At 72.2% G+C, this 24,355-nt stretch carries 21 protein-coding genes; 11 read left to right on the forward strand and 10 right to left on the reverse strand.

What is annotated here, in order from left to right; translation table 11 throughout:
* The first annotated feature begins 80 nt into the window (after positions 1-80).
* Together FHS22_RS03315 and FHS22_RS03320 are read left to right on the forward strand one after the other, a co-directional pair.
* Complete coding sequence (locus FHS22_RS03315) at positions 81-1,373, forward strand: MurT ligase domain-containing protein (protein WP_184938217.1); 1,293 nt, start codon at positions 81-83, stop codon at positions 1,371-1,373.
* Positions 1,363-2,082, forward strand: coding sequence for a type 1 glutamine amidotransferase (locus FHS22_RS03320; protein WP_184938218.1), 720 nt, complete (start codon positions 1,363-1,365; stop codon positions 2,080-2,082). Before FHS22_RS03315 ends, FHS22_RS03320 begins: the two co-directional genes overlap by 11 nt.
* A 72-nt stretch (positions 2,083-2,154) precedes the next feature.
* On the opposite strand, the gene FHS22_RS03325 is transcribed toward FHS22_RS03320, so the two are convergent.
* Positions 2,155-2,517, reverse strand: a complete 363-nt coding sequence (locus tag FHS22_RS03325) for a DsrE family protein (RefSeq protein ID WP_184938219.1) — start codon at positions 2,515-2,517, stop codon at positions 2,155-2,157.
* 113 nt (positions 2,518-2,630) lie between these two features.
* Between FHS22_RS03325 and FHS22_RS03330 the strand changes: the two genes are divergently transcribed.
* Complete coding sequence (locus FHS22_RS03330) at positions 2,631-3,140, forward strand: heme-binding beta-barrel domain-containing protein (protein WP_184938220.1); 510 nt, start codon at positions 2,631-2,633, stop codon at positions 3,138-3,140.
* Between the two features lie 51 nt (positions 3,141-3,191).
* Here the strand turns inward: FHS22_RS03330 and FHS22_RS03335 are convergent, their stop codons facing one another.
* The gene (locus tag FHS22_RS03335) at positions 3,192-4,388 is read right to left on the reverse strand and encodes an FAD-dependent monooxygenase (protein ID WP_184938221.1); all 1,197 of its coding nucleotides are present in this window, start codon (positions 4,386-4,388) and stop codon (positions 3,192-3,194) included.
* Positions 4,389-4,500: 112 nt separating this feature from the next.
* Between FHS22_RS03335 and FHS22_RS03340 the strand changes: the two genes are divergently transcribed.
* From FHS22_RS03340 to ygfZ, 4 genes are all read left to right on the forward strand, one after another.
* Positions 4,501-5,064: a TetR/AcrR family transcriptional regulator gene (locus FHS22_RS03340; protein ID WP_184938222.1), complete on the forward strand. Its 564-nt coding sequence runs from the start codon at positions 4,501-4,503 to the stop codon at positions 5,062-5,064.
* Positions 5,065-5,129: 65 nt separating this feature from the next.
* Positions 5,130-5,435 (forward strand): DUF2470 domain-containing protein, encoded by a 306-nt coding sequence (locus FHS22_RS03345; RefSeq protein WP_184938224.1) that lies wholly within the window; start codon positions 5,130-5,132, stop codon positions 5,433-5,435.
* 446 nt (positions 5,436-5,881) lie between these two features.
* Positions 5,882-6,295 (forward strand): Fur family transcriptional regulator, encoded by a 414-nt coding sequence (locus tag FHS22_RS03350; protein WP_184938226.1) that lies wholly within the window; start codon positions 5,882-5,884, stop codon positions 6,293-6,295.
* Positions 6,296-6,415: 120 nt separating this feature from the next.
* Complete coding sequence (ygfZ, locus tag FHS22_RS03355; protein WP_184938228.1) at positions 6,416-7,408, forward strand: CAF17-like 4Fe-4S cluster assembly/insertion protein YgfZ; 993 nt, start codon at positions 6,416-6,418, stop codon at positions 7,406-7,408.
* Positions 7,409-7,418: 10 nt separating this feature from the next.
* Here the strand turns inward: ygfZ and FHS22_RS03360 are convergent, their stop codons facing one another.
* Positions 7,419-8,243: an SDR family oxidoreductase gene (locus tag FHS22_RS03360; RefSeq protein ID WP_184938231.1), complete on the reverse strand. Its 825-nt coding sequence runs from the start codon at positions 8,241-8,243 to the stop codon at positions 7,419-7,421.
* A 141-nt stretch (positions 8,244-8,384) separates the two neighbouring features.
* Here FHS22_RS03360 and FHS22_RS03365 point away from each other — a divergent pair, with 141 nt between their 5' ends.
* Positions 8,385-8,660 carry a winged helix-turn-helix transcriptional regulator gene (locus tag FHS22_RS03365; protein ID WP_221473097.1) on the forward strand — a complete coding sequence of 92 codons (276 nt, stop codon included), beginning with the start codon at positions 8,385-8,387 and terminating at the stop codon, positions 8,658-8,660.
* Between the two features lie 54 nt (positions 8,661-8,714).
* On the opposite strand, the gene dtd is transcribed toward FHS22_RS03365, so the two are convergent.
* Positions 8,715-9,140 (reverse strand): D-aminoacyl-tRNA deacylase, encoded by a 426-nt coding sequence (gene dtd, locus FHS22_RS03370; RefSeq protein WP_184938235.1) that lies wholly within the window; start codon positions 9,138-9,140, stop codon positions 8,715-8,717.
* Positions 9,141-9,197: 57 nt separating this feature from the next.
* Between dtd and FHS22_RS03375 the strand changes: the two genes are divergently transcribed.
* Entirely contained in the window at positions 9,198-10,139 is a 942-nt protein-coding gene (locus FHS22_RS03375) for an asparaginase (protein ID WP_184938237.1), read from the forward strand.
* Between the two features lie 122 nt (positions 10,140-10,261).
* On the opposite strand, the gene FHS22_RS03380 is transcribed toward FHS22_RS03375, so the two are convergent.
* Positions 10,262-10,675, reverse strand: coding sequence for a hypothetical protein (locus FHS22_RS03380; RefSeq protein ID WP_184938238.1), 414 nt, complete (start codon positions 10,673-10,675; stop codon positions 10,262-10,264).
* A gap of 446 nt (positions 10,676-11,121) precedes the next feature.
* Here FHS22_RS03380 and FHS22_RS03385 point away from each other — a divergent pair, with 446 nt between their 5' ends.
* Entirely contained in the window at positions 11,122-11,745 is a 624-nt protein-coding gene (locus FHS22_RS03385; RefSeq protein WP_184938240.1) for a GDSL-type esterase/lipase family protein, read from the forward strand.
* Between the two features lie 65 nt (positions 11,746-11,810).
* Here FHS22_RS03385 and FHS22_RS03390 read toward each other — a convergent pair whose 3' ends face one another.
* The 5 genes from FHS22_RS03390 to FHS22_RS03410 all read right to left on the reverse strand — a co-directional run bounded on the left by FHS22_RS03390 (position 11,811) and on the right by FHS22_RS03410 (position 23,560).
* A complete protein-coding gene (locus FHS22_RS03390; protein WP_184938242.1) occupies positions 11,811-13,436 on the reverse strand; it encodes an endo-1,4-beta-xylanase in 1,626 nt (541 codons plus the stop codon).
* 105 nt (positions 13,437-13,541) lie between these two features.
* Positions 13,542-15,107, reverse strand: coding sequence for a cellulase family glycosylhydrolase (locus tag FHS22_RS03395; RefSeq protein ID WP_184938244.1), 1,566 nt, complete (start codon positions 15,105-15,107; stop codon positions 13,542-13,544).
* 155 nt (positions 15,108-15,262) lie between these two features.
* Positions 15,263-17,788 (reverse strand): glycoside hydrolase family 9 protein, encoded by a 2,526-nt coding sequence (locus FHS22_RS03400; protein ID WP_184938246.1) that lies wholly within the window; start codon positions 17,786-17,788, stop codon positions 15,263-15,265.
* A gap of 165 nt (positions 17,789-17,953) precedes the next feature.
* Complete coding sequence (locus FHS22_RS03405) at positions 17,954-20,803, reverse strand: glycoside hydrolase family 48 protein (protein WP_377295887.1); 2,850 nt, start codon at positions 20,801-20,803, stop codon at positions 17,954-17,956.
* 573 nt (positions 20,804-21,376) lie between these two features.
* Positions 21,377-23,560, reverse strand: coding sequence for a glycoside hydrolase family 6 protein (locus FHS22_RS03410; protein WP_184938249.1), 2,184 nt, complete (start codon positions 23,558-23,560; stop codon positions 21,377-21,379).
* Positions 23,561-23,873: 313 nt separating this feature from the next.
* Here FHS22_RS03410 and FHS22_RS03415 point away from each other — a divergent pair, with 313 nt between their 5' ends.
* Positions 23,874-24,257 carry an anti-sigma factor antagonist gene (locus FHS22_RS03415; protein ID WP_184938251.1) on the forward strand — a complete coding sequence of 128 codons (384 nt, stop codon included), beginning with the start codon at positions 23,874-23,876 and terminating at the stop codon, positions 24,255-24,257.
* Positions 24,258-24,355: the final 98 nt, after the last annotated feature.

Genomic DNA, 24,355 nt, shown 5'->3' on the forward strand with positions numbered 1-24,355 from the left:
GAGAGTGGTGGATATGTCACGGTACGGGGTGGTCGTGCTCGCGGGGGCGGTCGCCGTACCGGCACGGCTAGGATCGGCGCATGAGTCAGCTACCGCTGCGGGCGCAGCTCGCGAGTGCTCTCGGCCGGACGGCCGCGACGCTGTCCCGGGCGACCGGACGCGGCGACGGATCGGTGATCGGCGGCCGGGTCGGCCTGGCGCTCGAGCCCGACCTCCTGCGCCAGCTCGCGCAGGACCGCAAGCTCGCGCTGGTGAGCGCGACCAACGGCAAGACCACCACGACCCGGCTGATCACCTCCGCCCTGCAGGACCTGGGTGACGTCGCCACCAACGCCTTCGGCGCCAACATGCCCGCCGGCCACGTCTCGGCGCTCTCCTCGGCCAAGGACGCCCCGTACGGCGTGCTGGAGGTCGACGAGAAGTACCTCCCCGAGGTCGTCGACACCACCGGCGCGGGCGTGATCGTCCTGATGAACCTCAGCCGCGACCAGATGGACCGGGCCGCCGAGATCTGGCTGCTGGCCCAGAAGTGGCGGCGCGCGCTGGCCGGGCGGAACGTCCACGTGATCGCCAACGCCGACGACCCGCTGGTGACCTGGGGAGCCTCCACGGCCGCCCGGGTGACCTGGGTCTCCGCCGGGCAGCCGTGGAAGGAGGACTCCTGGTGCTGCCCCGAGTGCGGCGGCCCGCTCGACCGCAAGGGGCTCGACTACGTCCCGCCCGGCGGTCACGTCTCCGGAGTCCCCGGCCAGAGCACCCAGGCCGAGAACGACTGGGCCTGCCGCGAGTGCTCCTTCCGGCGGCCCGCGCCGTCCTGGATCCTCGACGGCGAGGCGGCGATCGACCCGCAGGGGCGGCGCTGGACGCTGGACATCCAGCTCCCCGGCCGGGCCAACCGCGCCAACGCGGTGATCGCGCTGGCCACCGCCGAGGCGTTCGGCCTGCCGGTCGAGCGGGCGCTGCCCCGGCTGCGCGAGGTCAGGTCGGTCGCCGGCCGCTACACCACGGTGGAGCGCGACGGCCGCCAGGCCCGCCTGCTGCTGGCCAAGAACCCGGCGGGCTGGCTGGAGGCCTTCGACGTGCTCGACCCCGCGCTGCCGGTGATCCTCTCGGTGAACGCGCAGGGGCCCGACGGGCGCGACACCTCCTGGCTCTGGGACGTCGACTACCGGGTGCTGCGCGGCAGGCCGGTCTACGTCACCGGGGAGCGCCGGCTCGACCTCGCGCTCCGGCTCGACGTGGCGGACGTGCCGTTCCAGCTCATGGGCTCCTTCGGGCAGGCGCTCGCCGCCCAGCCGCCGGGCAAGGTCGACGTGATCGCCAACTACACCGCCTTCCAGCAGATCCGATCGGAGTTCGGTCGTGCCGTCTGACAGCGTCCTGCGCCTCGTCTGGATCTACCCGGACCTGCTGAGCACCTACGGCGACCAGGGCAACGTCCTGGTCCTGGAGCAGCGCGCCCGGCGCCGCGGCATCCCGGTCGAGACCGTGCACGTGCGCTCGGCCGACCCGGTCCCGGAGAGCGGTGACATCTACCTGATCGGCGGCGGCGAGGACCGGCCGCAGATCCTCGCGGCCGAGCGGCTCCGCCGCGACGGCGGGCTGCACCGGGCCGTCGCGCGGGGCGCGGCGATGCTGGCGGTCTGCGCGGGCTACCAGATCATGGGCAGCACGTTCGGCGGCGAGGAGGGCCAGCCGGTGGACGGCATCGGGCTGCTCGACATCGCCAGCGGACGCGGCGGCGCCCGCGCCGTCGGCGAGCTGGTGGCCGAGACCGACCCGGCGCTCGGCGTGCCGACCCTGACCGGCTTCGAGAACCACATGGGCGTCACCCGGCTCGGACCGGGCGTGCGCCCGCTCTCGCGCACGGTGGTCGGCACCGGCAACGGCGACGGCACCGAGGGCTGCTACGCGGGCAAGGTCGTCGGCACCTACCTGCACGGCCCGGCCCTGGCCCGCAACCCCGGCCTGGCCGACCTGCTGCTGACCTGGGCGACGGGCGCGCAGCTCCCGCCGGCCGACGACACCTGGTTCACGCGCCTGCGCGAGGAGCGGCTGGCCGCGGTCCTGCCCCGCCAGTAGGCGGGCTCCCGCCGGTGAAGGCGGCCCGCTCCGCCGCGGGGCGGGCGGCCTTCCGGCGGCCGGGGGCGCGCCCTAGTAGACGAGCGCCTGGACGCCGTCGCCGAGGACCTCCTCGACGAACGTGGGGGCCCCCGCGATGCGGACGCCCTCGATCACGTCGTCGACCGTGATGTCCCGCCGGGCCGCGCACTGCGTGCACAGCGTCACCCGCCCGCCCGCGAGCACCGCGTCGAGCAGGTCGCCGAGCTGGGCGGCGTGCGGCAGGGCGAACTCCTTGGCCCGGCCGGGCAGGGCGAACCACGAGGACTCGCCGGTCAGCCAGAGCGAGACGTGGACCCCGCTCGCCAGCGCCGCCGCCGCGACCGTGAACGCCTGGTTGCAGCGCTCCGGGGCGTCCGCGCCGGCGGTCACCTTGATTACCAGTGATCGTGCCATGACTGAAGACTATTCGTGTCCGCCGGGGCGGTGCGAGACGGGACGCGGTGGCGGTCCCCCCGGTGACGCGCCGGGCCCTGCACACCCCGTCCCCTTGGATACGCTGTGGTCCCATGGACGTTCCTGAGCTGCATCCCGATCTTGAGCCGATCTCCTTCCTCGTGGGCCGGTGGGAAGGGGCCGGGGTCGGCGGATATCCGACGATCGAGAGCTTCAACTTCGGCCAGGAGATCGTCTTCGGGCACAACGGCAAGCCGTTCCTGACCTACACCAGCCGCACGTGGCTGCTGGACGAGGCGGGCAACCGGGTGCGCCCGCTGGGCACGGAGACCGGGTTCTGGCGGCAGTTGCCCGAGCGCCGGCTGGAGGTGTGCCTCTCGCACCCGACCGGTGTGGTGGAGATCTACGTCGGCGAGGTGGTCTTCCACAAGATCGAGCTCCACACGGACGTGGTGGCCCGCACCGCCACCGCGAAGGAGTACACCGGCGGTCACCGCCTCTACGGCCTGGTCAACGGGAACCTGATGTGGGCCTACGACATGGCCGCCATGGGCCGGCCGATCCAGTCGCACATCTCCGCCGAGCTCAAGCGGGTGGGCGACTTCACGCCCGGGATCCTCTGAGGCCGCGCCGGCGGTCCGGCCGGATCGTCGGGACCGCCGGGCCGGCCGGGGTCACTGCGGGAGGGTGATGGCGTTCGCCGCCCTGCCGAGGGGCTCCATGATCTTGGCCAGCAGGCGGTCCCTGCCGGGAACGCGCGCCATCAGCCCCAGCATCGCCATCGAGAAGCGCACCTGGCCCCTGCTGCGCAGCACCATCCGCTTGATGTTCGCCGGCCCGAGCTTCTGGTTCTCGTGGACGAACGGCCGCATGCGCCGCTCGTAGGCGTCGAACGCGGCCGCGTGGTCGCCGCCGGCGGCGGCCAGCTCCGCCGCCAGCACGTAGGCGCCGACGAGGGCGAGGCTGGTGCCCTGCCCGGAGGCGGGTGAGGCGCAGTGCGCCGCGTCACCGATCAGCACCGCCCGCCCGGCGGACCAGCGGTTCATGTGGACCTGGCCGAGGGAGTCGAACAGGAAGTCGGGGGAGTCGCCGACGCCCCGCAGCAGCCGGGGGACCTCCCAGCCCTCTCCGGCGTACGCGGCGGCCAGGAGCCGCTCCTGCTCGGCGCGGTCGCGGTGGTCGTACGACAGCGGCTCGGAGGCGAACAGGAACATGGCCTTGGCCCCGGCCTCCCGCGCGGTGCTGTAGGTCAGCGCCGTACGGCCGGGGCCGACGTAGGTGAGCTCCTCGCGGTCCAGGCCGAGGTGGTTGGGCACGGTGAAGACCGAGACGTAGTAGCCCATGTCGCGGACGAACCGCTCGTCGGGTCCGAAGGCCAGGGCCCGGGTGGCGGAACGCATGCCGTCCGCCCCCACCACCAGGTCGAAGACCTCGGTCCTGCCGCTGCCGAAGGTCGCCCTCACCCCCTCGGAGGTGTCGTCGAGGGAGGTGACGGAGTCGCCGAAGCGGTACTCGACGCCGTCCTGGGTCCTGCCGTACAGGAGCCGGTGCAGGTCGCCGCGGAGGACCTCGGCGTCGCCGTGCTCGCGCCCGCCGAAGGTGTCGCCGTCCATACTGGCCACCCGCCTGCCCGCGGCGTTCACGACCGAGCCGGACCGCACCTCGGTGCGCATCGCGCGCACCTCCTCCAGCACGCCCATCCGCTCGATCACCTGCAGTGCCGCGCCCCGAATGTCGATCTTGTAGCCGCCTGCCCGGATCTCCGGGGCGCGCTCCACCACGGTGACGGTGAAACCGCTGCGCCGCAGCCAGAAGGCCAGGGAGACGCCCGCGATGCCGGCGCCGGAGACGAGGACGTTGGTGTTCTTCATGGAGGGCTCCCTGGGTTCTTGTGGGGACACCCTGAACGTACATCCGTCTTAGACAGATGTGCAAGATGTTCGTGTAAGACAATCGTCTCACCCATGCGGTAGCCTCACCGTCATGAGCAACCGCGACGACCTGCTGGCCGGAGCCAGGCGCTGTCTGCTGGAGAAGGGCTACGCCCGTACGACCGCCCGGGACATCGCCCTCGCCGCGGGGGTCAGCCTGGCGGCGATCGGCTACCACTTCGGGACGAAGGAGGCGCTGCTGAACGAGGCGCTCACGCAGGCGCTGGAAGAGTGGGGCGACAGCGTGGAGCAGGCCCCGGCCGCCGGTTCCGACGCCGATCCGGCGGAACGGTTCGAGGCGACATGGGACGGGGTGGTCAGGTCGTTCGCCGACGACAGGTCGTTGTGGGCCGTGCAGTTCGAGCTCCTGGCCCACATCCACGGAAATCCCGGACTCCGCCACACGTTCGCCGAAGCCAACCGGGCCGCCCGGCTCGGGCTGGTCGAGCTGTTCGGCCTCTCCGTCCCGCGGGATCAGGAAGAGAGGCTGGGCGCGCACCTCCAGATGCTGGTCGCCGGTGCGGCGGCGCAGTGGCTGATGGATCCGGAATCCGTGCCCTCCGGTTCCGACCTGCGCCGGTCCGCCCTGGCGCTCGTCGCCGCGCTCGGCCGCTAGGCCTGTTCCGAGTCCGGATCGGGGGGCGACCGGTTCGGACGGGGAAGCGTGTCAAGATGTCGGGCATGAGCACCCCTTTCACGCCTGACGTGGTCGAGGCGATCAAGCGCCACATGAACGACGACCACGGAGACGACTCGCTGCTGATCGTCAAGGGCCTCGGCGGGCAGCCGGAGGCCACCGCCGCGACGACGTCGGGCGTGGACGCCGAGGCGATCGAGTTCACCGCGACGGTCGGCGGGAAGGACGTCACGGTCCGCGTCCCGTGGAGCACGACCCTCACCGAGCGCGCCCAGGTCCGCTGGGAGGTGGTGCGCCTCTACCGGGAGGCCTGCGCCGCGCTCGGGGTGCCCGCCCGCGGCGAGCACTGAGGACGGCCGGGCGGGATCGTGGGACGGGGGCCGGAACGACCCGGAGCGCGGGGAGATCCGGAAAGGGGGGATCCGGAGAAAAGAAAAGAACCCCGGGCCGGTTCCTCCCGCGTGAGCGGAAGGGCCGGATGGACCAGAGGCGGGGGATTCCCGCCCTCCGGCAGCCCGGGGTTCCGGTGATTGTCGTGGATTCGCCGAACGTCGCAGGACGTCCGGACAGAGTCCGGAGCTGCGGCGTCCTAGCGGACAGCCACCTCGCTAGCCCAACTATGATCAACCATTGTTCGGACCACCTCCTTTCGGCGTGATCCGTACGTTATGCGACCGGATCCGCGCGGGCAAGTAAATATTCGGCAAGCGGATCTCCGCAGGTGGGCCGGGTTTCCCCCGCGCCGGGCCGCGGTGTCCAGCCACCGCCGGGGCGTGCTCCTCATAGACTTCCGGACATGACCGAGACGTCGTGGCATGAGGAACTGCGGGCTCGCGGTTACCGGGTCACCCCCCAGCGCCAGCTGGTGCTCGAGGCGGTCAAGGCGCTGGAGCACGCCACCCCCGAGGAGATCTGCAACCGGGTCCGCGAGACCGCCCGCGGAGTGAACATCTCGACCGTCTACCGGACCCTCGAACTGCTCGAGGAGCTCGGCATGGTCGCCCACAACCACCTCGGGCACGGCGCGCCCACCTACCACCTGGCCGCCGACGCCGACCACGTGCACCTGGTCTGCCGGGGCTGCGGGGAGATCAGCGAGGTCCGGCCGGAGCTGGTGCAGGCCCTGGTGAGCGGGCTCGACTCCGAGCTCGGGTTCGCCACCGACGTGCACCACCTGACGGTCTTCGGCCGCTGCCGCAACTGCCGCTGAGGCGGCGCCCCGCCCGCGCCCGCACCGGCGCTCCCGGGCCCGCCCGGGGACGGCCGTCCGCCCGGCCGGACGGCCGCCTCCGGGCAGGAGGCGACGCCGGGAACCGCATAGGCTTGGGGCATGCGAAGCCCTCTGCTGGACACCCCCGGCGCGGTCGCCGCCGACGCCCCCGACTCCGGCGTCGCCGGGCACTACGGCGACCCGTTCGCCGAGCAGCGCGCGCTGCTCGCCGGTGAGGCCGTGGTCGACCGGAGCAACCGGGAGGTCGTGAAGATCTCCGGACCCGACCGCCTGAGCTGGCTCAACAGCCTGAGCTCGCAGAAACTCGACGACCTGCGGCCCGGCGAGGCGACCGAGACGCTGCTGCTGGACGCCCAGGGCAGGGTGGAGCACCACCTCGCCCTGGTCGACGACGGCGAGGCCGTCTGGGCGCACGTGGAGCCGGGCACCTCGGCCGGACTGGTCGCGTTCCTGGACACAATGCGGTTCATGCTCCGGGTCGAGGTCGCCGACGTGACGGACGCCTACGCGGTGGTCACCGCGCTGCCCGCGGCCGGCGGGACGCGCCCGGACCTGCCGTCCGGGGCGGTCGCCGTGGGCGACGACGTGCTGCTCCCCCGCGAGCTGCTCCCCGCCCGCCTCGGCCTGGGGCTCGCCGGCCTCTGGGCCTACGAGGCGCTGCGGATCGAGAACCACCGCCCGCGCCTGGGCTTCGAGACCGACCACAAGACGATCCCGCACGAGGTGGGCTGGATCGGTACGGCCCTGCACCTGAACAAGGGCTGCTACAAGGGCCAGGAGACCGTGGCGCGGGTGCACAACCTCGGCCACCCGCCGCGCCGCCTGGTCTTCCTGCACCTGGACGGCAGCGCGGACCGGCTGCCCAAGCACGGCGCGGCCGTGACCGACGGCGAGGCCGAGGTCGGCTTCGTCGGCAGCGCCGCCCGCCACCACGAGCTCGGGCCGATCGCGCTGGCACTGGTCAAGCGGACCGTGCCGGTGGACGCCCCGCTCCAGGCCGACGGGGTGGCGGCCGGCCAGGAGGTCGTCGTGCCCCCGGACGCCGGCCGCAACGTCCAGATCGACCCCGCCCTGCGCCGCCGCATCCGCTGACCTCCGCGGATCAGGCGGTCCAGTCCTGCCGCGCCGCCCACCGCTCCACGGTGGTGGGGGCCGGCCGCAGGATCCCGGCGGGCGGCGGAGGCGGGGGAGGGGCCGCGGCGGCCTGCCGGTAGACCTCCGCGACCCCGGCCGCGGCGTCGCCGCCGAGGACCGGTTCCAGCAGCCGCCGGTACTCCTCGGGGGTCACCTCATTCCAGCGCGTCTGGCGGCCTGCCGCCGCGCCGACCGCCGCCGCGACCCGCTCACCGGTGATCGGCGGCCCGGCCAGCACGCTGACGGCCGCCGGGTGGTCTTCGCCGAGGGCGGCGGCCACGGCGTCGCCGACGTCGTCGAGGGTGACCCAGGGCATGGGCGCCCCCGCGGGCAGCGGGTAGGCCACTTCGCCCTCCTCCCGGACCCTCCGCACCGACCAGGGCATCAGGAGGTTCTCCAGGTAGGTGCCCGCCGGGCCGATCACCGACGCCTTCCCGACCGCGTCCGGCAGCCGCCGCGCGAGCATGATCCGCGCGTCGACGTACGGCACCCCGACCGGTTCCGGCGGCAGGGCCATGCCGGGGTTGAACACCGCGCGCGCGATGCCGGCCTTGGCCAGGGCCGTCAGCAGCGTCTCGGCGTAGGCGACGGCGACCGGGGCGAACACCAGTGGCAGGTGGACCACCACGGCGCCGGCGGAGCCGTACGCGCGCACCAGCGAGTGGGGGTCGGTCAGGTCGGCCGAGCGGGTGTCCAGCGGCCGGACCTCGTATCCGGCGGCGCGCAGACGGCGGGCGATGTGCGAGCCCTGGACGCCCGTGGCGCCGTGGACCGCGACGGTTTTCGATGTCATGCCGGTGACGTTAGGGAAGGTGCTTCATATTGTGAAGTAGGCACTTCTGCTGTAGTAGCTTCAGGTATGGAAAGTTTCCAGGAAGCCCACCTTCTCGCCGGTGAAACCTGCTCGGGGAGGCTTACCCCCGAGACCTGCTCGGTGACGCGGACGCTCGCCTTCGTCGGCAGCAAGTGGACCCCGCTGGTGATCTTCCGTCTGAGGTCCGGCCCGCGACGGTACGGCGAGCTGCTGCAGCTGCTGCCGGGCATCAGCCCCAAGACGCTCGCCGACCGGCTCCAGACCCTCGAAGCCGAGGGGCTGCTCACCCGCACCGTGCACCCCGACAAGCCGCCGCGGGTGGAGTACGCGCTGACCGGGCGCGGCCGGGGACTGAGCGACATCCTCGACGCGATCGCCGACTGGGCCGTCGCCTGACGCCTCCCGGAGGGAGGTCCGCGCCGACGCGGCGGGCCGTTCCCGCGGACCCCGTCAGATCTCCAGGATCAGGGTGATGGGGCCGTCGTTGGTCAGGGAGACCTTCATGTCGGCGCCGAAGACGCCCGTCTCCACGTGCGCGCCGAGCGCGCGCAGCTCCGCGCAGACGGCCTCGACCAGCGGCTCGGCGACCGGCCCGGGGGCCGCGGCCTGCCAGGTGGGACGGCGGCCCTTGCGGGCGTCGCCGTACAGGGTGAACTGGCTGACCACGAGCAGCGGCGCGCCGACGTCGGAGCAGGACTTCTCGCCGGAGAGGATCCGCAGGCCCCAGAGCTTGGCGGCCAGCTTCGCCGCCTCGGCCGGCGTGTCGGTGTGCGTCACCCCGACGAGCACGAGCAGCCCGGGTTCGTCGATCGCCCCGACCGTCGCACCGTCCACTACCACCGACGCGGAACCCACCCGCTGAACGACCGCACGCATGCCTCCATCATCCCGTCTTCCGCCGCCTCCATAGACTCTGGGCGAAAGGAGACAAAGGTGTCTAACGGGTCATTGCTTGTCGAGGTCGTGCGGTCGGGGTTCGTGGAGTCCACGCACCGGGCGCGGATGCTGGCGGTGGGGGCGGACGGCTCCCTGGTGCGGGTGCACGGCGCGGTGGACGCGCTGGTCTCGCCGCGCTCGTCGATGAAGCCGCTGCAGGCGCTGGGCATGGTGCGCGCCGGGCTCGCGCTGGAGGGGGAGCTGCTCGCGCTGGCCTGCGCGAGCCACGCGGGGGAGTCCTTCCACGTGGACGGCGCCCGCAAGATCCTCTCCGGGGCGGGGGTGGAGGAGGACGCGCTTCGTTGCCCGGAGGACCTGCCCGAGGACACGGCCTCCCGCGACGAGGTGCTGCGCTCGGGCGGCGGCAGGGCCCGGATCTACATGAACTGCTCGGGCAAGCACGCCGCGATGCTCGCGACCTGCGCGGCCAACGACTGGCCGCTGGAGACCTACCTCGACCCGGCGCACCCGCTGCAGCGGGCCATCCGCGACACGGTCGAGGAGCTGACCTGCGAGCGGGTCGCCGCCGCCGGCGTGGACGGCTGCGGCGCTCCGCTGTTCTTCGTCTCGATGCGCGGGGTGGCCCGGGCCTTCCGCGCCCTGGTCCTGGCCGAGCCGGGCACCCCCGAGCGCCGCGTCGCCGACGCCTTCCGCGCCCACCCCGAGTGGACCTCCGGCACGAGCCGTCCCGAGGCCCTGCTGATGCGCGCGATCCCGGGACTCATGGTCAAGGCCGGAGCGGAGGCGTTCGACGCTTTCGCGTTCGAGGACGGCCGGGCGGGCACGGTCAAGATCGAGGACGGCGGCCAGCGCGCCCGGGTCCCGGTCACCGTCGCCGCCCTGCGGGCGCTCGGCCTCGACGCCCCCGGGCTGGACGGGCTCGCCACCGGCGTCCTGTACGGCGGCGGCCGCCCGGTGGGGGAGATCCGCCTGGGCTAGGCGTTCTGTTCCGTGAGGACGTGTCCGGCCGGGCTCCGCGGGTCACCGGGAAGGCGGGTCCCGGTCGTGGGAAGCGGGCCCGGGGCGCCGGGAGACGGGTCCGGGGACGTCCGTGCGGCGGTCTACACCCCCGTGCCGACCCGCACCCCGGCGCCGCCGGTGCGTTCGGGACCCGCGTCCGGTCCGCCGGCCAGGGTGCCGAGGGCGGTGAGGAGGACGATCGCGGCCCAGATCACGGCGGCTCCGACGGCCAGCTCCGCGACGAGCCCCGGCCAGCCGCGGCCCCGGGCCCCGGCGCGTCTGGGGCGGTGCTCCGCTCTGCCGAGGGCGGCGAAGCCGAGGGCGACGGAGGCGAGCGTGACGAGGGCCGAGGCCCAGGACGCGAGGGAGGTGAAGGCGGTGGCGAGGACGGCGACGCCGCCCGCGGTGAGGGAGGCCAGGCCGAGCCCGTTCCTCAGCCGTGGACGCCGGGCCGCGTAGCGGTGGCGGGCGGTGTAGGGCTGAGGGTCTGACGGCAGGCCGTACGCGTAGGTCATGGCCGCTCCCGGTCGAGGGGTGAAGTACAGAGTGTTGACGGCTTGATACCCGCATTGGTTGCCGTTCCCCTACAAAGAAATTGGCGTTCACGGAGCAAGCGTGATGATTCTGCGTTGATATAGGGTGATATTGGCGGATCATCGCCGGAGAAGTTTTTCCATTCTGTGATTTCTCCGACCACTCGCCCCCGCCCGGATAGAATCGCAACTGCTCAAGACGGTCTCTCCGGTCCCTCCGGGCGCGGGTGAGGGGGCTCCGCCCCGGGGGCCGTGCGGGTCCGCGTCGTCACGCGGGTCCGGGAGCCCGCCGTTCATGCCGACGACTCAGAGCTCTCCGGGGTGTCATGCGCGAGCCTTTGGGAAAACGGGGCAGAAAGCCCGTTGTCGCCGCTTTGATGGTGATTTCCTGGCTTATTTCAGGATGCGGCCAGGCGGTGGACGGGACCGTGCCGCGAAGCGAGCCCATGGCCCATCCGGCTCCGGTGAGCCCGGTCCCCGTGGCCGGACCGCAGACGGTCATGGTCATCGGCGACAGTTTCACCGTCGGGTCGGGCCCGGTCGCGCGCTGGGAGAGCTACGCCGCGCTGACCGCCCGCGAGCTGGACTGGCAGCTGATCACCGCGGGGGCGGCCGGCACCGGGTTCGTCAACCCCGGCCGGGTGGGCCGGACCTTCCAGGACTCCTTCGACCGGGAGCTCGCCTGGCGCCCCGCCCCCGACCTGCTGGTCGTCTCCGGCGGCCACAACGACCGCCGCACCCCGCCGAGCCAGGTCTACGGGGCCGCGGCACGGCTGCTGGAGTCGGTCCGGGAGCGCTGGCCCGGCACCGGGATCGTGGTGGTCGGCCCCCTGTGGATGGGGACCGCCCCCGGCTGGGCCTTCCAGGTCAGGGACGCCGTCGCGCTCGCCGCCGGGGAGGCGGGCGCGGTCTTCCTCGACCCGCTCGGCCGGCGCTGGGACGGCGCGATGATCCTCCCCGACGGCGTCCACCCCACCCTGGAGGGGCATGTGGGCATCGCCCGCTGGCTGGTCGCCGCGCTGCGCGAGAACGGGTTCGAGCGGGCCTCCTGACCGTCGCGCACCCCGGTCCCCGCCGTACGGCGGGCGGCGGGCCGGGCCGCCGCCCGCCGTACGCGTCAGGAGATGACGGGCGCGGGCGGGGCGCCGGTGCCGGTCCAGGAGCCGATGAAGCCGAAGGTGGTCGAGCCGCCGGCCGGGAGGTTGCCGTTCCAGGGGGCGTTGGTGAAGGTGGAGGCGGTGCCGGAGGTGCTCAGAGCGGAGCTCCAGTTCTGGGTGACCTTCACGCCGGCCGGGTAGGTGAGGGTGGTCTTCCAGGAGGTGACGGCGGCGGTGCACGTGACGGTGACCTCGCCCTGGAAGCCGCCCTGCCAGGAGTTGACCAGCCTGTAGGCCGCCGAGCAGCCGTCCGCCGGACCGGATCCCGTGGTGAAGGCGGTGGTCGCGGAGGGGTCGGAGACGTTGCCGGCGGCGTCGCGGGCCACGACGTGCACGGTGTAGGCGGTCTCCGGGGTCAGGCCGGTCAGGGTGAGGGAGGTGGCGGCCGAGGAGCCGAGCCTGGTGGTGCCGCGGTAGACGTCGTAGCCGGTGACCCGGACGTTGTCGGTGGAGGCGGCCCAGGTCAGTGTCGCCCCCGAGGCGGTGACGTTCGAGGCGGCGGGTGTGCCCGGCCTGGACGGCGCGGTGGTGTCGTCGGGCGTCTCGTCGCCCGCCAGGGCGTCGTGCACCGCCGTGTAGGCCGGCTTCTTCCCGTAGTTCTCGTCGTAGATCAGCGCCGCGCCCTGGCCGGGGAAGGTGTCCGGCACCCAGGAGTACTTGTCGGTGAAGCCCCAGACGGTGACGCCGGAGCAGCGGCTCACCGCCACGCAGGCCTTGACCACGTCGGAGTAGTAGGTGGCCTGGGTGGCGTCCTTGGCCGCGTCCCGGGGGGTTTGCATCCGGACGTCGATCTCGGTGACCCGCACCTCGACGCCCAGGTCGGCGAAGCGCTGCATGTTCTCCCGGATGTTCGGGAAGCCGTACTGGATCGCCAGGTGGCTCTGCAGGCCGACGCAGTCGACCGGCACGTTCTGCGCCCGCAGCGACTTGACCAGGTTGTACATGGCCGTGCTCTTGGCGTTGACGCCCTCGACGTTGTAGTCGTTGATGCAGAGCGTGGCGTCGGGGTCGGCCGCGCGGGCGTACCGGAAGGCGTCGGCGATGTAGCTCTCGCCCAGCTTCTGGTACCAGAACGAGGTACGCAGGTTGCCGTTGTCGTCGAAGACCTCGTTCACCACGTCCCAGGACGTCAGGACGGGGTTGCCCGCGTAGCGGCCGGCGACCCTGCTGATGTGGTTCTGCATCGCCTCGCGCATCTCGGTGGCGCCGAGGTTCTGCACCCAGCTCGGCGTCTGGCTGTGCCAGACGAGCGTGTGGCCGTGCACCTGCTGGTCGTTCTGCTCGGCGAAGGCCATGATCTGGTCCGCGCCGGTGAAGTTGAACTGGTTCCGGCTGGGCTCGGTGGCGTCCCACTTCATCGCGTTCTCGGCGGTGACCTGGTTGAACTCCGAGGCCGCGATGCTCCGGTAGGCGGTCTCGTTCGCCAGGGGGGAGGTGGCGAGCGCGGCGCCGACGAACTTGCCGCGCGCCTCGGCGTGCGCGCGCAGCGGGGCCGAGGCGTGGGCCGGTACGGCGGGCAGCACGGCCGCGGCGACGGGGAGGGCGGCGAGCACTCCGCTCAGGAGCGCCCTGCGCAGTCGGGACATGGGGGGTTCCTCTCTGGATTGGAAATTTCCGGCCGCTTGCCGAAACTTTCGGAGACAGGGCTGAGGGAGGGGGTACGGCGGGGTGCCGTACCCCCTCGGGGCGGGTCAGGAGATGACGGGCGCGGGCGGGGTGCCCGTGCCGGTCCAGGAGGCGATGAAGCCGAAGGTGGTCGAGCCGCCGGCCGGGATGGAGCCGTTCCAGGCGGCGTTGGAGAAGGTGAAGGCGGTACCGGAGGCCGACAGGGTCGAGCTCCAGTTCTGGGTGACCTTCACTCCGGCCGGGTAGGTCAGTGTGGTCTTCCACGAGTTCACGGCGGCGGCGCACGTGACCGTGACCTCGCCCTGGAAGCCGCCCGGCCAGGAGTTGACCGGCTTGTAGGTGGCCGCGCAGTCGCTCGGCGGGGTCGAGGTGGTCGTGAACGACGTGGTCTCGGAGGCCTCGGAGACGTTCCCGGCGGCGTCGCGGGCGACGACGTGCACGGTGTAGGCGGTCTCCGGCGTCAGACCGGTCAGGGCGAGGGAGTTCGTGGCCGAGGAACCGAGCTTGGTGGTGCCCCGGTAGACGTCGTAGCCGGTGACCCGGACGTTGTCGGTGGAGGCGGCCCAGGTCAGTGCGGCACCGGTCGAGGTGACGCCCGAGGCGGCGGGCTTGCCGGGCCGGGTGGGCGCCTCGGTGTCGGGGCCGCCGCCCCCGCCGTAGATCTTCGCCTCGACGGCGGTCTGCGCGATGCCGTTCGCACCGTTGAACAGGCGCTGGCCCCAGGGGGTCAGCTTGTTCACGTCGAAGCCGGTGACCTGGTCGAGATACTCGACGCCGCCGCCGTTGCCGCTCCAGGACCAGCCGAAGTAGCCCAGGCCGCGCGCCTGGGCCTGGGCCATGATCGTGTCCTCGTCGGGGTTGCCGTCGGAGTGGTCGTGGCCGAACTCGCCGACCACCAGCGGCAGCCCGGCCGTCCGGAAGGCGTCCATGTAGGCGATGACCTCGGCGGAGGTGTCGAACACGCCGTACATGTGGATCGAGAAGATCGTGTTCTTGTCGGGGTCCGCGGCGGCGACGGTCTTGGCGTTGTCGCGCATGGTGAAGGACCAGTCCTGGCCCCAGTTGGGGGCGTCGACCATGAGCGCGTGGTCGAACCCGGCCGTGCGCATGCGCTTGATCGCGTTCGAGGTGGCCTCGGTCCAGCCCGGGGTGACGGCGTTGTTGCCGATCGGCTCGTTGCCGATGTTGATGATGACGTAGTCCTCCTGGCCGTCCAGCGCGCTCTTCACGCTGGTCCAGTAGTCCACGGCCGCGTCCAGGGTGTAGGCGCCGCCCTGCTCGCCGTACCCGGTGGTGTCGTGGTTCTCCAGGACGCAGATGAGCTTGTTCTGCTTGCAGAGCGAGACGACGTTGGCCACGTCGGCGGTGGTGTTGGGCGTCCACCGGCCGCCGCTCAGCACCACGCGCACGGCGTTGGCGCCCAGCGACTTGATGCCGGCGAAGGAGGCCGTCTGGCTCGTGTACCAGGTGTGCGCGTGGGAGGTGCCGCGCAGGACGAGGTTGCTCCCGTCCGCCTCGACGATCTTCGTACCGCTCACGTGGATGCCGGTGTCGGCCTGCGCGGGCGGGGCCGCGACCAGGAACGAGGTGAGTGCCGCGGCGAGCGCCGCGATGGTGAGCCGTGCTCTCATGACCTGCCTCGGGGAGAAGGGTGGACCGGCCGGGCGGGAGGGGTCCGTCGCGCCCGGCCGGGGCTTTCACGGGGAGGTGTCCGGGGCGGCGGGCCGGCTCCGGGCACCGGGGAGGGCCGGCTCGCGGTGCGGGGGCACCGCGAGCCGGGACGCGGTCAGCTCGCGGTGCAGGTCACCGCGGGCACGCCGTTGGCGCCGTTCTGGCTCGCGGTGAAGCCGAACGAGGTCGACGCGTTCGGGGCCAGCGCGCCGTTCCAGGCGACGTTCCCGACGGACACGTTCGCGCCGGTCTGGGTGTGCGCGCCGTTCCAGAGCTGGCTGATCTTCTGGCCGTCGGGGAACGCCCAGGTCACGGTCCAGCCCCTGATGGCCGAGGCGCCCTCGTTCTTGACGGTGACGTCGGCCTGGAAGGCGCCCTGCCAGGAGTTGGTCACCTTGTAGACGGCCGTGCAGCCGCCCGCCGGGGCCTCGGTGGTGGTGAAGGAGGTGCTCTCGGACGCCTCGGAGGTGTTGCCGGCGGCGTCCCGGGCCACCACGTGCACGCTGTACGGCGTCGCGGGGGAGAGCCCGGTCAGGTCGTAGGAGGTCCCGGTGGCGGTCCCCGCCTTCACGGTGCCGCGGTAGACGTCGTAGCCGCTGACGCCCACGTTGTCGGTGGAGGCCGCCCAGGTCAGCCTCGCCGTGCTCCCGGTGACCGCGGAGACGGCGGGCTTGCCGGGCTTCGAGGGCGCGATCTCGTCGTCCTCGGGCGGCGGCTCGTCACCGGGCGGGTTGCCCCAGATCCTTTCACCGCCGGAGTAGAGGGTGATGGTGTCCACGCGGACCGGGGGCGCGCCGGGGGTCGTGGCGACGCCCTTGTACGACCAGTCGTTGGACGGGTCCCACGCGCCCGTGCTCGCGATCCGGAACTGGACCTCGCGCCGGTGCTGGGACTGCCCGGCGGGGGAGATCGAGGTGCCGGAGCAGTCGACCGTGACGTAGTAGGTCTTCCCGGTCAGCAGGGTCGGGCCGGTCGGGGGCGAGCACTGGTTGTAGGCGGAGGAGACCGTGACCTGGTTCGCGGTGGTCTCGCCGTCGAGGGTGAAGTAGTAGCGGAAGGCGCCGTCGGTCAGGTTCCGCGCGGGCCAGGCGGACTGGTTGCGGACGATCGCCTTGATCTCGGTGAAGGCGCTCCCGGCGGCGTTCACCCCGGCCTCGACGAAGATCTCGGGGCCGTCGGGGGTCTCCTTCGCCGGGAAGCCCGCCGCGGGGGTCCCGCCGTACTCGCCGTAGAGGCGGGCCAGCGCGCCGGTGAAGCCCGCGTTGTAGTCGGTGGCGACCTCGTTCATCACGTAGTCGTCGCGCTTGTCGGTGTAGGCGTCGTCGGGGTCGGGCGGGCCGCCGACGAGCGCGCCGTACAGGGTGTGGCGGGTCTCGGCGGGGTTGGTGAGCTGGTCGGTCCAGGAGCCGTGCGCGGTGCGGTGGTGCGGGTTCTTCGGCGGGTTGGCGCCGAAGCCGACCACGTAGGAGGAGTTGCGGGGGTTGTCGCCGAGCGCGTAGTCGATCTGCCGCTTGGCGAAGTCGTGGTACCTCGCCTTGCGGGTGGCGTCGGTGATCGAGTCGGAGTGGACCAGCGCCGCGAACGAGGTGTTGGCCGCGTAGCGCAGCGACCCCCACCGGTCGAGTACGGCCTGCCCGCCGGGCGAGTAGCGCACCTTCTGCCCGTTGACCCCGACCGTCCAGTAGTCCAGCCAGCGGTTGGCGTCGTCGAGGTAGCGCTGCTTGCCGGTGAGCTTGTGCAGCAGCACGTAGGCGCCGTAGGACTTGTCGTCCCAGGCGATCGTCCACTTGTAGGACTTGGTGCTGCTCTGCGGCTCGGTGCCGAGGCTGTCGTAGGAGGACTCGGCCTTGGCCAGGTAGGAGCTCTCACCCGTGGCCCGGTGCAGCCAGATCGCGCCCCAGACCAGCTCGTCGTTGTAGCCGCTCCAGGAGTTGTAGTAGCCCTGGGCGTCGGTGATGCACTCGCTGTACTTCTTGCGCACGGTGTCGGCGAAGGTGTACAGCTCCCGCGCGTGCTTCACCAGTGTGTCGGCATAAGTCGGATTCGTCGGGCGGAAGACGATCGACGAGGCGGCCATCGCCGCCGCCGTCTCACCGGCCAGGTCCGACCCGCCGCAGGAGGCGTCGATCTTGAACGCGGGCCGGTCCATCGGCATCGCCTCGGCCGGGCCCCACCACGCGTGGTCCCGGCCGCCGTGGCCGACCTGCCCGTAGAGAACGTTCGGCGACGGGTGGGCCTTGATGAGGTAGTCGTTGACGAACTTCAGGTTGTTCAGCAGGTGGGTGAGCTGACCGGAGTCGGCGTAGGCGTCGCGGTACTCCACCGCGCCCCAGGCCAGCATGGTCGTGGTGGCCGCCATCGGCAGGCCGAACTTCACGTGGTCGCCCGCGTCGTACCAGCCGCCGGTCAGGTCGAGCCCGGCGTCCTTCCCGTCGTCGAGGGCCGAGTCGCCGCGCCAGGAGACGCGGTTCCAGCTCGGCAGCTTCCCCGACTGCTGGGCCTCGTAGAACCAGATGGACTTCTGCAGCGCCTCGCCGTAGTTGAACTCGGCCGCGGCGGCGGTCGTGGTGGCGGCGGTCGCTGCGGGCACCGGGACGGCCGTCAGCGCCGCCAGGGCGAGCACCGCCAGGGGTCTCTTCATCAGGGGGTGCCTCTCGTCGGAGAAGTGGTGTCCGGGGCGCGGCGGCAGGTCAGGGGTGCCGCCGCGCCCCGGGGTCGTGCGGGCCGGTCCCGCTCGCGGACCCCGGTCAGGTCAGAGAGGGGGAGAGGACCCGTCCGGGGTCCGTCCGGGGACCGGCCGGGCCGGTCAGGGGAAGAGCCGGCCGTACTCGGCCAGGGCCACGGCCACGTCGACCTGGGCCCAGAACCGGTGGAAGGTGAAGGTCGGCGCGGGGCCGGTGCCCTTCAGGTAGGCGTCCACCTTCGGCCAGTCCGGGTCGTTCTTGTAGAAGGACCGGATGGACAGGAAGGTGGAGTTGCTGTCGATCACGTCGCCGTTGGGCATCTTGCCGGTCCAGCCGGCCGGGACGTAGACCGGGTCGTCGAGGCGGTTGTAGTCGGCCTTGGTCTCGGTGGTCGAGACGCCCTTGGCGTCCTGGTTGTTCTTCCACATGCCGTCGAGCAGGCCCTTGGCGACGTCCCGCGCCTTGGTGTCGCCGGACTTGGCCGCGTAGTACATCAGGACCTTGGCGTAGGAGCCCGCCACGCCGACATCGGTCGTGTAGTCGCGGATGCTGACGTGCAGGCCCGCGTTGGAGCCGGGGCTGGACGGGTTCCAGGTGTCGGGCTGGCCGGTCCACACCAGCGTCGAGGGGATCTGGTAGGTCCCGTCGGCGTTGATCGTGGTGTTGTCGGTGGCCCACTTGACCCACTTGTCCAGCACGACCTTGGCGTCGGCGTTGCCGGTGGCGTAGTACAGCTCCGCCACGCGCTCCATCGACCAGGCCTGGAAGCCGAACCACTGGTTCGACGGCGGGTCGTGGTAGACCGGCTGCCAGTCGTAGGCCATGCCGTAGAAGGTCGGCAGGTTCGACGGCGGCGCGGCGTAGTGGCCCTGCCAGCTGTTGGTCGCGCCGCCCGCGATCGCGCCCTCGCTCGACTGCAGCCAGCGGTAGAACTCCAGCTGCCGGTCCAGGCTCTTGTCCCAGTCCTGTACGGCGGTCGCGCCCTTGGGCTTGAGCGCGTCCACGCTGGACAGCACCCAGGCGGCCATCGGGTTCTGGTAGCCGGAGTGGTTGTGGCTGGAGCCGATCCGCCAGGCCCAGCCCGCGGAGGTGTCGATCGCGCCGCCCCAGGCGTAGTACCAGCTCAGCAGGTAGGCCGAGCTGTCCTTGCCGGTGCCCGCGGGGCACGAGGTGCTGGTGCAGCCCTGCTTCTTGAAGTACTTGTCGTACATCGCGTAGCGCAGGTAGTCGCCCATCTTCGCGGCCTTGGCGACCGAGGAGGCGACCTGCGACTCCTTGCCCTGCTCCTTGGCCCAGGTGTGCGCCCAGTAGGCGACCTGGACGGCGCGGGCGTCGGCGTCGGGGGCGTTGGTGTACTTCCACTGCTTGGCGTAGGAGGAGTCACCGGTGAACAGGTCCAGGTACCCGTTCTTGCCGCCGTGCTTGAAGGTGTCGCAGGACGGCTGCGGGACGGTCTCGAAGACCGACTCCTCCGGGCCGCGCTGGTAGGTGTTGATGTAGGCGGGCCTGGTCGTGCCGTCGCCGCAGCGGCCGAAGCCGTAGGTGTTGTCGACGTCGAGCAGCCAGTGCATGCCGTACACGTCGCTGGTGCCGTAGGCGGTCTTCAGCTCGTTCGCGATCGGGTCCACGCCGACGCTCACGCCGCCGTCCAGCTTGGACGGGTACTGCTTGATGTCGTCCCACTCACCGGCGTAGGTCGCGGGCTTGGAGGGGTTGTAGAACGAGTTCGTCGGCTGGTCGGCGGTGGCCGGGATGATGTACTTCTCCATCGACGCCCAGGCCGCGTTGAACTTGCTCCAGTCGCCGGTCACCTTGCCGTAGGCGGCCTCCAGCCACAGGTAGTAGCTGTAGGCCTCGGAGGTGGTCTCGTGCCCGTGGTCGGGCGCCTCGACGAGGAAGGTCTCGACCGAGTGGTACGGCACGCCCTCGGGCGAGAAGTAGCCGTTGGCCGGGTCCTTGAGCTTGTTGTACATCGTGGTGAAGCGCTTGATGTACTCGTTGTCGCCGCCGGGGGTGTCGTTGTCCACCTCGGTGGCGGAGGCCTTCCCGGCGGTGTGGCCGGTGGCGGTGGCGGTGAACTCGGCGCTGCCGGAGGTCGTGTCGGCGTCCTCGGCGGCCTTGATCTGCACCGTCTGGGCGGTGTCCCAGTTCGCCGGGGTGAACGTCAGCGAGGCCCCGGTGCCGACCGTGAGGTCGGCGTCCCCGCTGGTCCTGGCGGTCGCCACGGTGACGTTCGCCGCCGGGGCCTTGGATAGCTTGACCGACAGGGTCGCGGCGTCCCCCTCGGGCACGGCGAGCGTGGCGGGGGTGACGACCACGGCGGGCGCGGCGTCGGCCTTCACGCTGATCCCGACCGGGTCGGAGGTCTTCGTCAGGCCCTTGTCGTCGGTGGCCTTGGCGGTGATGGAGTAGTCGCCGGCCGGCACGCCGGTCCAGTCGTGGGAGTACGGCGCGCTGGTGTCGGCGCCCAGCAGCGTGGTGCCGTTGTAGAACTCGACCTTGGCCACCGTGCCGTCGGAGTCGGAGGCGTCGGCGGCGATCTCCACCGTGGCGGGCGCGGTGAAGCTCGCCCCGGCGACCGGCTTGGTGAGTTTCACGGCGGGGGCCTGGTTGCCCGGCCCGCCCCCGCAGGTGACGCCGTTGATCGTGAAGGAGGTCGGCTTGGGGTTGCTCCCGGACCAGCTGCCGTTGAAGCCGATGCTCGTCGAGGCGCCGGTGGCGAGCTTGCCGTTCCAGTCCATGCTCTTGGCGGTGACCGCGGTGCCGCTCTGCGACCAGGTCGCACTCCAGCCCTGGACGAGCTTCTGCGTGGCGGTCGGGAAGTCGAAGCCCAGGGTCCAGCCGTCCAGCGGGTCGCCCAGGTTCTTGATCGTGACACTGGCGGTGAAACCGCCCTGCCAGTCGTTGGTCGAGTAGGCGACGTCACACGAGACGGCCGCGTGAGCGGGCGAGGCCGTCAGCGCGGTCGTCATCCCGGCCGTCAGGCTGAGCAGAGCCAGCGCCGCGACGCGTCTCCGCCTCCTGGGGTGTGGGAGCGCTCCCGCTCTCGTGGGGTTCAGATGCATGGGAAAAGGTCCTCCAGGGGTGATTCGCCGCAATTTCGCTGGTAGAGGCATCGCGTCGGATCAGGCAGGGGTGAGAATCTGTGGGAGCGCTCCCAAAGAGGATTCTGGAGAGCGCCGGAGGGATGTCAATGGCGTGTGTTCCGGGTTGCGCCGGGGTTTCCCTCCGGTGCCGGTCAGGCCCCTGAGATCGGGCGGAACGGCTTTCCGGAACGTGAAACTTTCAGATGGGATCCGCCCGCTCGGCCCCGGCGGTCCGCCGCGACCCGCCGGCCGTCCGTCATCCGCCCGCCGTACGGGACGGTGCGGCCCCGGCGGCGGGCAGTGCCGAACTGGTGCCGAACCCGTGCCGAACCTGTGGCGAACCGGTGCCGGGCCGGTGGCGGGTCGCGGACGGAGCCGACGGATTCCGTTGAAGATACCGTGGTCGGTCAGGGCAGGAGCCAGGCTCCACCGGGGAGGCGCTCACCCGCATCCTCACTGTCAGGGCAGGGGCGGGCTGGCCAGCCGGGCGCGCTCCAGGGCGAGTTCCGGCCAGAACGTCCCCGGGGGCGGGGTCTCCGCACGGTAGACGGGGTCCTCGGGACCGTCGGTGCCGCGCGTGCAGGGCCCGTTGGCGTGGCCGGGCACGGAGATCCACAGGTAGGCGTCGACCAGTTCGCCGCTCGTCGCCGTCGTCGGCCGGAAGCCGACGCCTCGGCCGGGAGGGTTGCACCAGGTCTGCGGCTTCGGATAGGCCGTCTCGGGAACCCACTCGCCCCGGCCGTTGCGGCTGGTGTCGATCACGAAGTGCGGCAGCGCGGCCGGGTCGTCCGGCGCCGCCGCGATCTCCGCGTCGAGGCAGTCGTCCGTTCCCGCCGTCACCTGGACGTACACGCATCTGGCGAGCCGGGCGCCGTAGGCGGCGAGTCCTTCCGTCCGCTGGTACCCGCTCGCGTTGAGGAAGAAGCCGTCGGCCTCGGTGATCTTCGCCTTGACGAGCCGCCGGCCCATTTCGCTCAGCGCGGGCCACTTCTCGAAGCTGCCGTCGAGGTAGACGGCGGTGCGGGGCAGCTCGCCGAGCCGTTCGACCGCGTAGGAGAGGTCGCCGAAGCGGCGCTCGGTGGCCGCGTCGTCACCCAGCCCGCACTCCTCCGTACCGGGGATCTTCACGAGGCTCTCCGGTTCCAGGATCACCACGGCCCGCGCGTCGCCGATCTCCTCGGCGACCTGGTCGATCCAGGACCGGTAGGCGGAGGCGTCCGCCGCGCCGCCGGCCGGACGGCAGTTCCTGAGCGGCACGTTGTAGCCGACGAAGACCGGGACGGAGCCGGCCTTCCCGGCCGCGCGCAGGGTCGCGGCGACGGTACGGCGGGCCTTGTCCGCAGGGCCCTTCAACCAGACGGCCTGGGGGACCGCGGCCAGCGCCTCCATCAGCTCCGCGTCCCGCGCCCGGCCGGCCGCGGCCCAGAGCCTCGCCTGCCCGGCGGCCTCGTTCTCCGGCGCGAACAGGCGGACGCCCTCTTCGTCGAGGGGGTTGGGGCCGGTGGCGCCGAGCGGAGGGGCGGAGGAGGACGGGGCGGCGGGCCCGCTCGCCGGCCCCCGCTCCACCGCGCCCGACGCGGCGGGGGAGGACACCGCGGAGGACGGCCCAGCGGGAGACGACGCGGACGGGACGGCTTCCCCCGCGGAGCCCGCCTGCGGCACGACGAAGGCCGCGGCCACCGCGGCCGCGACGGCCGCCAGGGCTCCCGCACCCGTCCACGGGCGGCGGCCGAACGCCGTCAGGGCGCCCCTGAGGGCCGGTCCGCGGCCCTCCTCCCCGCCCGGAGCCCCTCGCGTGCCGCGGGCCCGGCCCGCGGTTGCGCCGGGGTCCACGGGCAGCACCCCCGAACCCGTGCTGAGCGCGTCCAGCAGGTCCTGCGGGGTCGGGCGGGCGGCGGGATCCTTGGCGAGGGCGGCCGTGACGAGCGGGAGGAGGCGATCGGGCAGCCCGGACAGGTCGGGCTCGCCGTGCGCCACCCGGTACAGGAGGGCGGGGACGGCTCCGGTGCCGAAGGGCCCGTGCCCGGTGGCGGCGTAGACGAGCACCCCGCCCCAGGCGAAGACGTCCGATGCCGGGGTGGCCGGGTCTCCCTTCACCTGCTCCGGCGACATGAACGCGGGGGTGCCGACCAGCACGCTGCTGGTCTTGCCGGAGCCCTCGGCCAGCCGGGCGATGCCGAAGTCGATGACCCTGGGCCCGACCGGGGAGAGCAGCACGTTCGAGGGTTTGAGGTCACGGTGGACGACCTGGGCCCCGTGGATGGCCCGCAGGGCGACCGCGATGCTGGCGGCCAGGCCGTCGAGGCTGGAGCCGGTGAGCGGGCCGCCGGTCCGGACGGCCTGCTCCAGGCTGGGGCCGGGCACGAACTCCGTCGCCAGGTAGGCCAGGGCGCCGTCCACGTCGGCGGCGAGCACCGGGGCGGTGCAGAACCGGGCGACCCGCTGGGCGGCGGTCACCTCCTGCCGGAACCGGCCGCGGAAGCCGGGATCGTCGGCGAGGTGCGCGTGGATCACCTTGACCGCCACCTGGGCGCCCGCCTCGTCACGGGCGAGGTAGACCAGGCCCATCCCGCCCTGGCCGAGGCGGCCGAGCAGGGTGTAGGGGCCGATCCGGCGCGGATCGCCGTCCCTCAGCTCGTCCATCGGCCCCCCGTCGGAACTCGGCCCTAGGATGATAAAGGAACGGCCGGGCCGTCACGGGTCCGGGCTTTCTGATTTCAATGAATTTTGTGGCTTCTTAGGATTTCTGCTGCTTCATCCCGCGAAAATCTGACAAGTGGGGCGAAGGTGAGTGTCCGTCGGCGGTGAACGCGCCCGCGAATGGCAAGTATCCTCGTATTGCCGGGGCCCGAGGGCTGTGCACTCTTGATCGTCCCTGTACGTTGACCTTAACTGGCCATCGTGCCTGTCGCATCATCACGCCACTCCCATGGCCAGGCTCATAGGCAGGCAAAACGTGACGAAGCTGTCCATCCAGGTCACTCAGTATCGCGCTTGCGCTGTCATCTCGGTCGCGGGAGATCTGGACAAGGTTTCGGCTCCGCAACTGGAGCAGACGCTGACGGACCTGCTCGCGGACGGGCACGTCCACCTCATCGCCGACGTGTCCGGGCTGGATTTCTGCGACTCCACCGGGGTCTGGCTGCTCCTGTCCGGCCTGCGCCGGACCTTCGAGGCGGGCGGGTGGCTCCGCCTGGCGGGGGTCAGGGGGTTCCTCCAGCGCCTGCTGGAGCTCACCCGGCTCAGCGACGCGTTTCCCACGGACCTGACCGTCGCCGACTCCCTGCGCCACGCCCCCACCCGGCGCTCCGGCCCGGCGTCGCCTCCCACGGCCGTGTAGGGCCGCCCGGACCCGCCCCCGCCGGGCCCGCGGCGCGGAGCCCGGCGCCGCCCTCCCGCGGCGGGACCGGGCACGGCCTCCGCCGTACCCGGTCCGCC

Source organism: Thiemannella venezuelensis (assembly GCF_014203605.1).
GTDB lineage: Bacteria > Actinomycetota > Actinomycetes > Streptosporangiales > Streptosporangiaceae > Planomonospora_A > Planomonospora_A venezuelensis.

Coding starts and splice junctions, on each gene's coding strand:
- FHS22_RS03340 (WP_184938222.1), top strand. CDS start 4,501: ATGAGCAACCGCGACGACCTGCTGGCCGGAGCCAGGCGCTGTCTGCTG.
- FHS22_RS03360 (WP_184938231.1), bottom strand. CDS start 8,243: ATGACATCGAAAACCGTCGCGGTCCACGGCGCCACGGGCGTCCAGGGC.
- FHS22_RS03395 (WP_184938244.1), bottom strand. CDS start 15,107: ATGAGAGCACGGCTCACCATCGCGGCGCTCGCCGCGGCACTCACCTCG.
- FHS22_RS03380 (WP_184938238.1), bottom strand. CDS start 10,675: ATGACCTACGCGTACGGCCTGCCGTCAGACCCTCAGCCCTACACCGCC.
- FHS22_RS03315 (WP_184938217.1), top strand. CDS start 81: ATGAGTCAGCTACCGCTGCGGGCGCAGCTCGCGAGTGCTCTCGGCCGG.
- dtd (WP_184938235.1), bottom strand. CDS start 9,140: ATGCGTGCGGTCGTTCAGCGGGTGGGTTCCGCGTCGGTGGTAGTGGAC.
- ygfZ (WP_184938228.1), top strand. CDS start 6,416: ATGCGAAGCCCTCTGCTGGACACCCCCGGCGCGGTCGCCGCCGACGCC.
- FHS22_RS03335 (WP_184938221.1), bottom strand. CDS start 4,388: ATGAAGAACACCAACGTCCTCGTCTCCGGCGCCGGCATCGCGGGCGTC.
- FHS22_RS03350 (WP_184938226.1), top strand. CDS start 5,882: ATGACCGAGACGTCGTGGCATGAGGAACTGCGGGCTCGCGGTTACCGG.
- FHS22_RS03400 (WP_184938246.1), bottom strand. CDS start 17,788: ATGAAGAGACCCCTGGCGGTGCTCGCCCTGGCGGCGCTGACGGCCGTC.
- FHS22_RS03410 (WP_184938249.1), bottom strand. CDS start 23,560: ATGGACGAGCTGAGGGACGGCGATCCGCGCCGGATCGGCCCCTACACC.
- FHS22_RS03345 (WP_184938224.1), top strand. CDS start 5,130: ATGAGCACCCCTTTCACGCCTGACGTGGTCGAGGCGATCAAGCGCCAC.
- FHS22_RS03325 (WP_184938219.1), bottom strand. CDS start 2,517: ATGGCACGATCACTGGTAATCAAGGTGACCGCCGGCGCGGACGCCCCG.
- FHS22_RS03405 (WP_377295887.1), bottom strand. CDS start 20,803: ATGACGACCGCGCTGACGGCCTCGCCCGCTCACGCGGCCGTCTCGTGT.
- FHS22_RS03330 (WP_184938220.1), top strand. CDS start 2,631: ATGGACGTTCCTGAGCTGCATCCCGATCTTGAGCCGATCTCCTTCCTC.
- FHS22_RS03390 (WP_184938242.1), bottom strand. CDS start 13,436: ATGTCCCGACTGCGCAGGGCGCTCCTGAGCGGAGTGCTCGCCGCCCTC.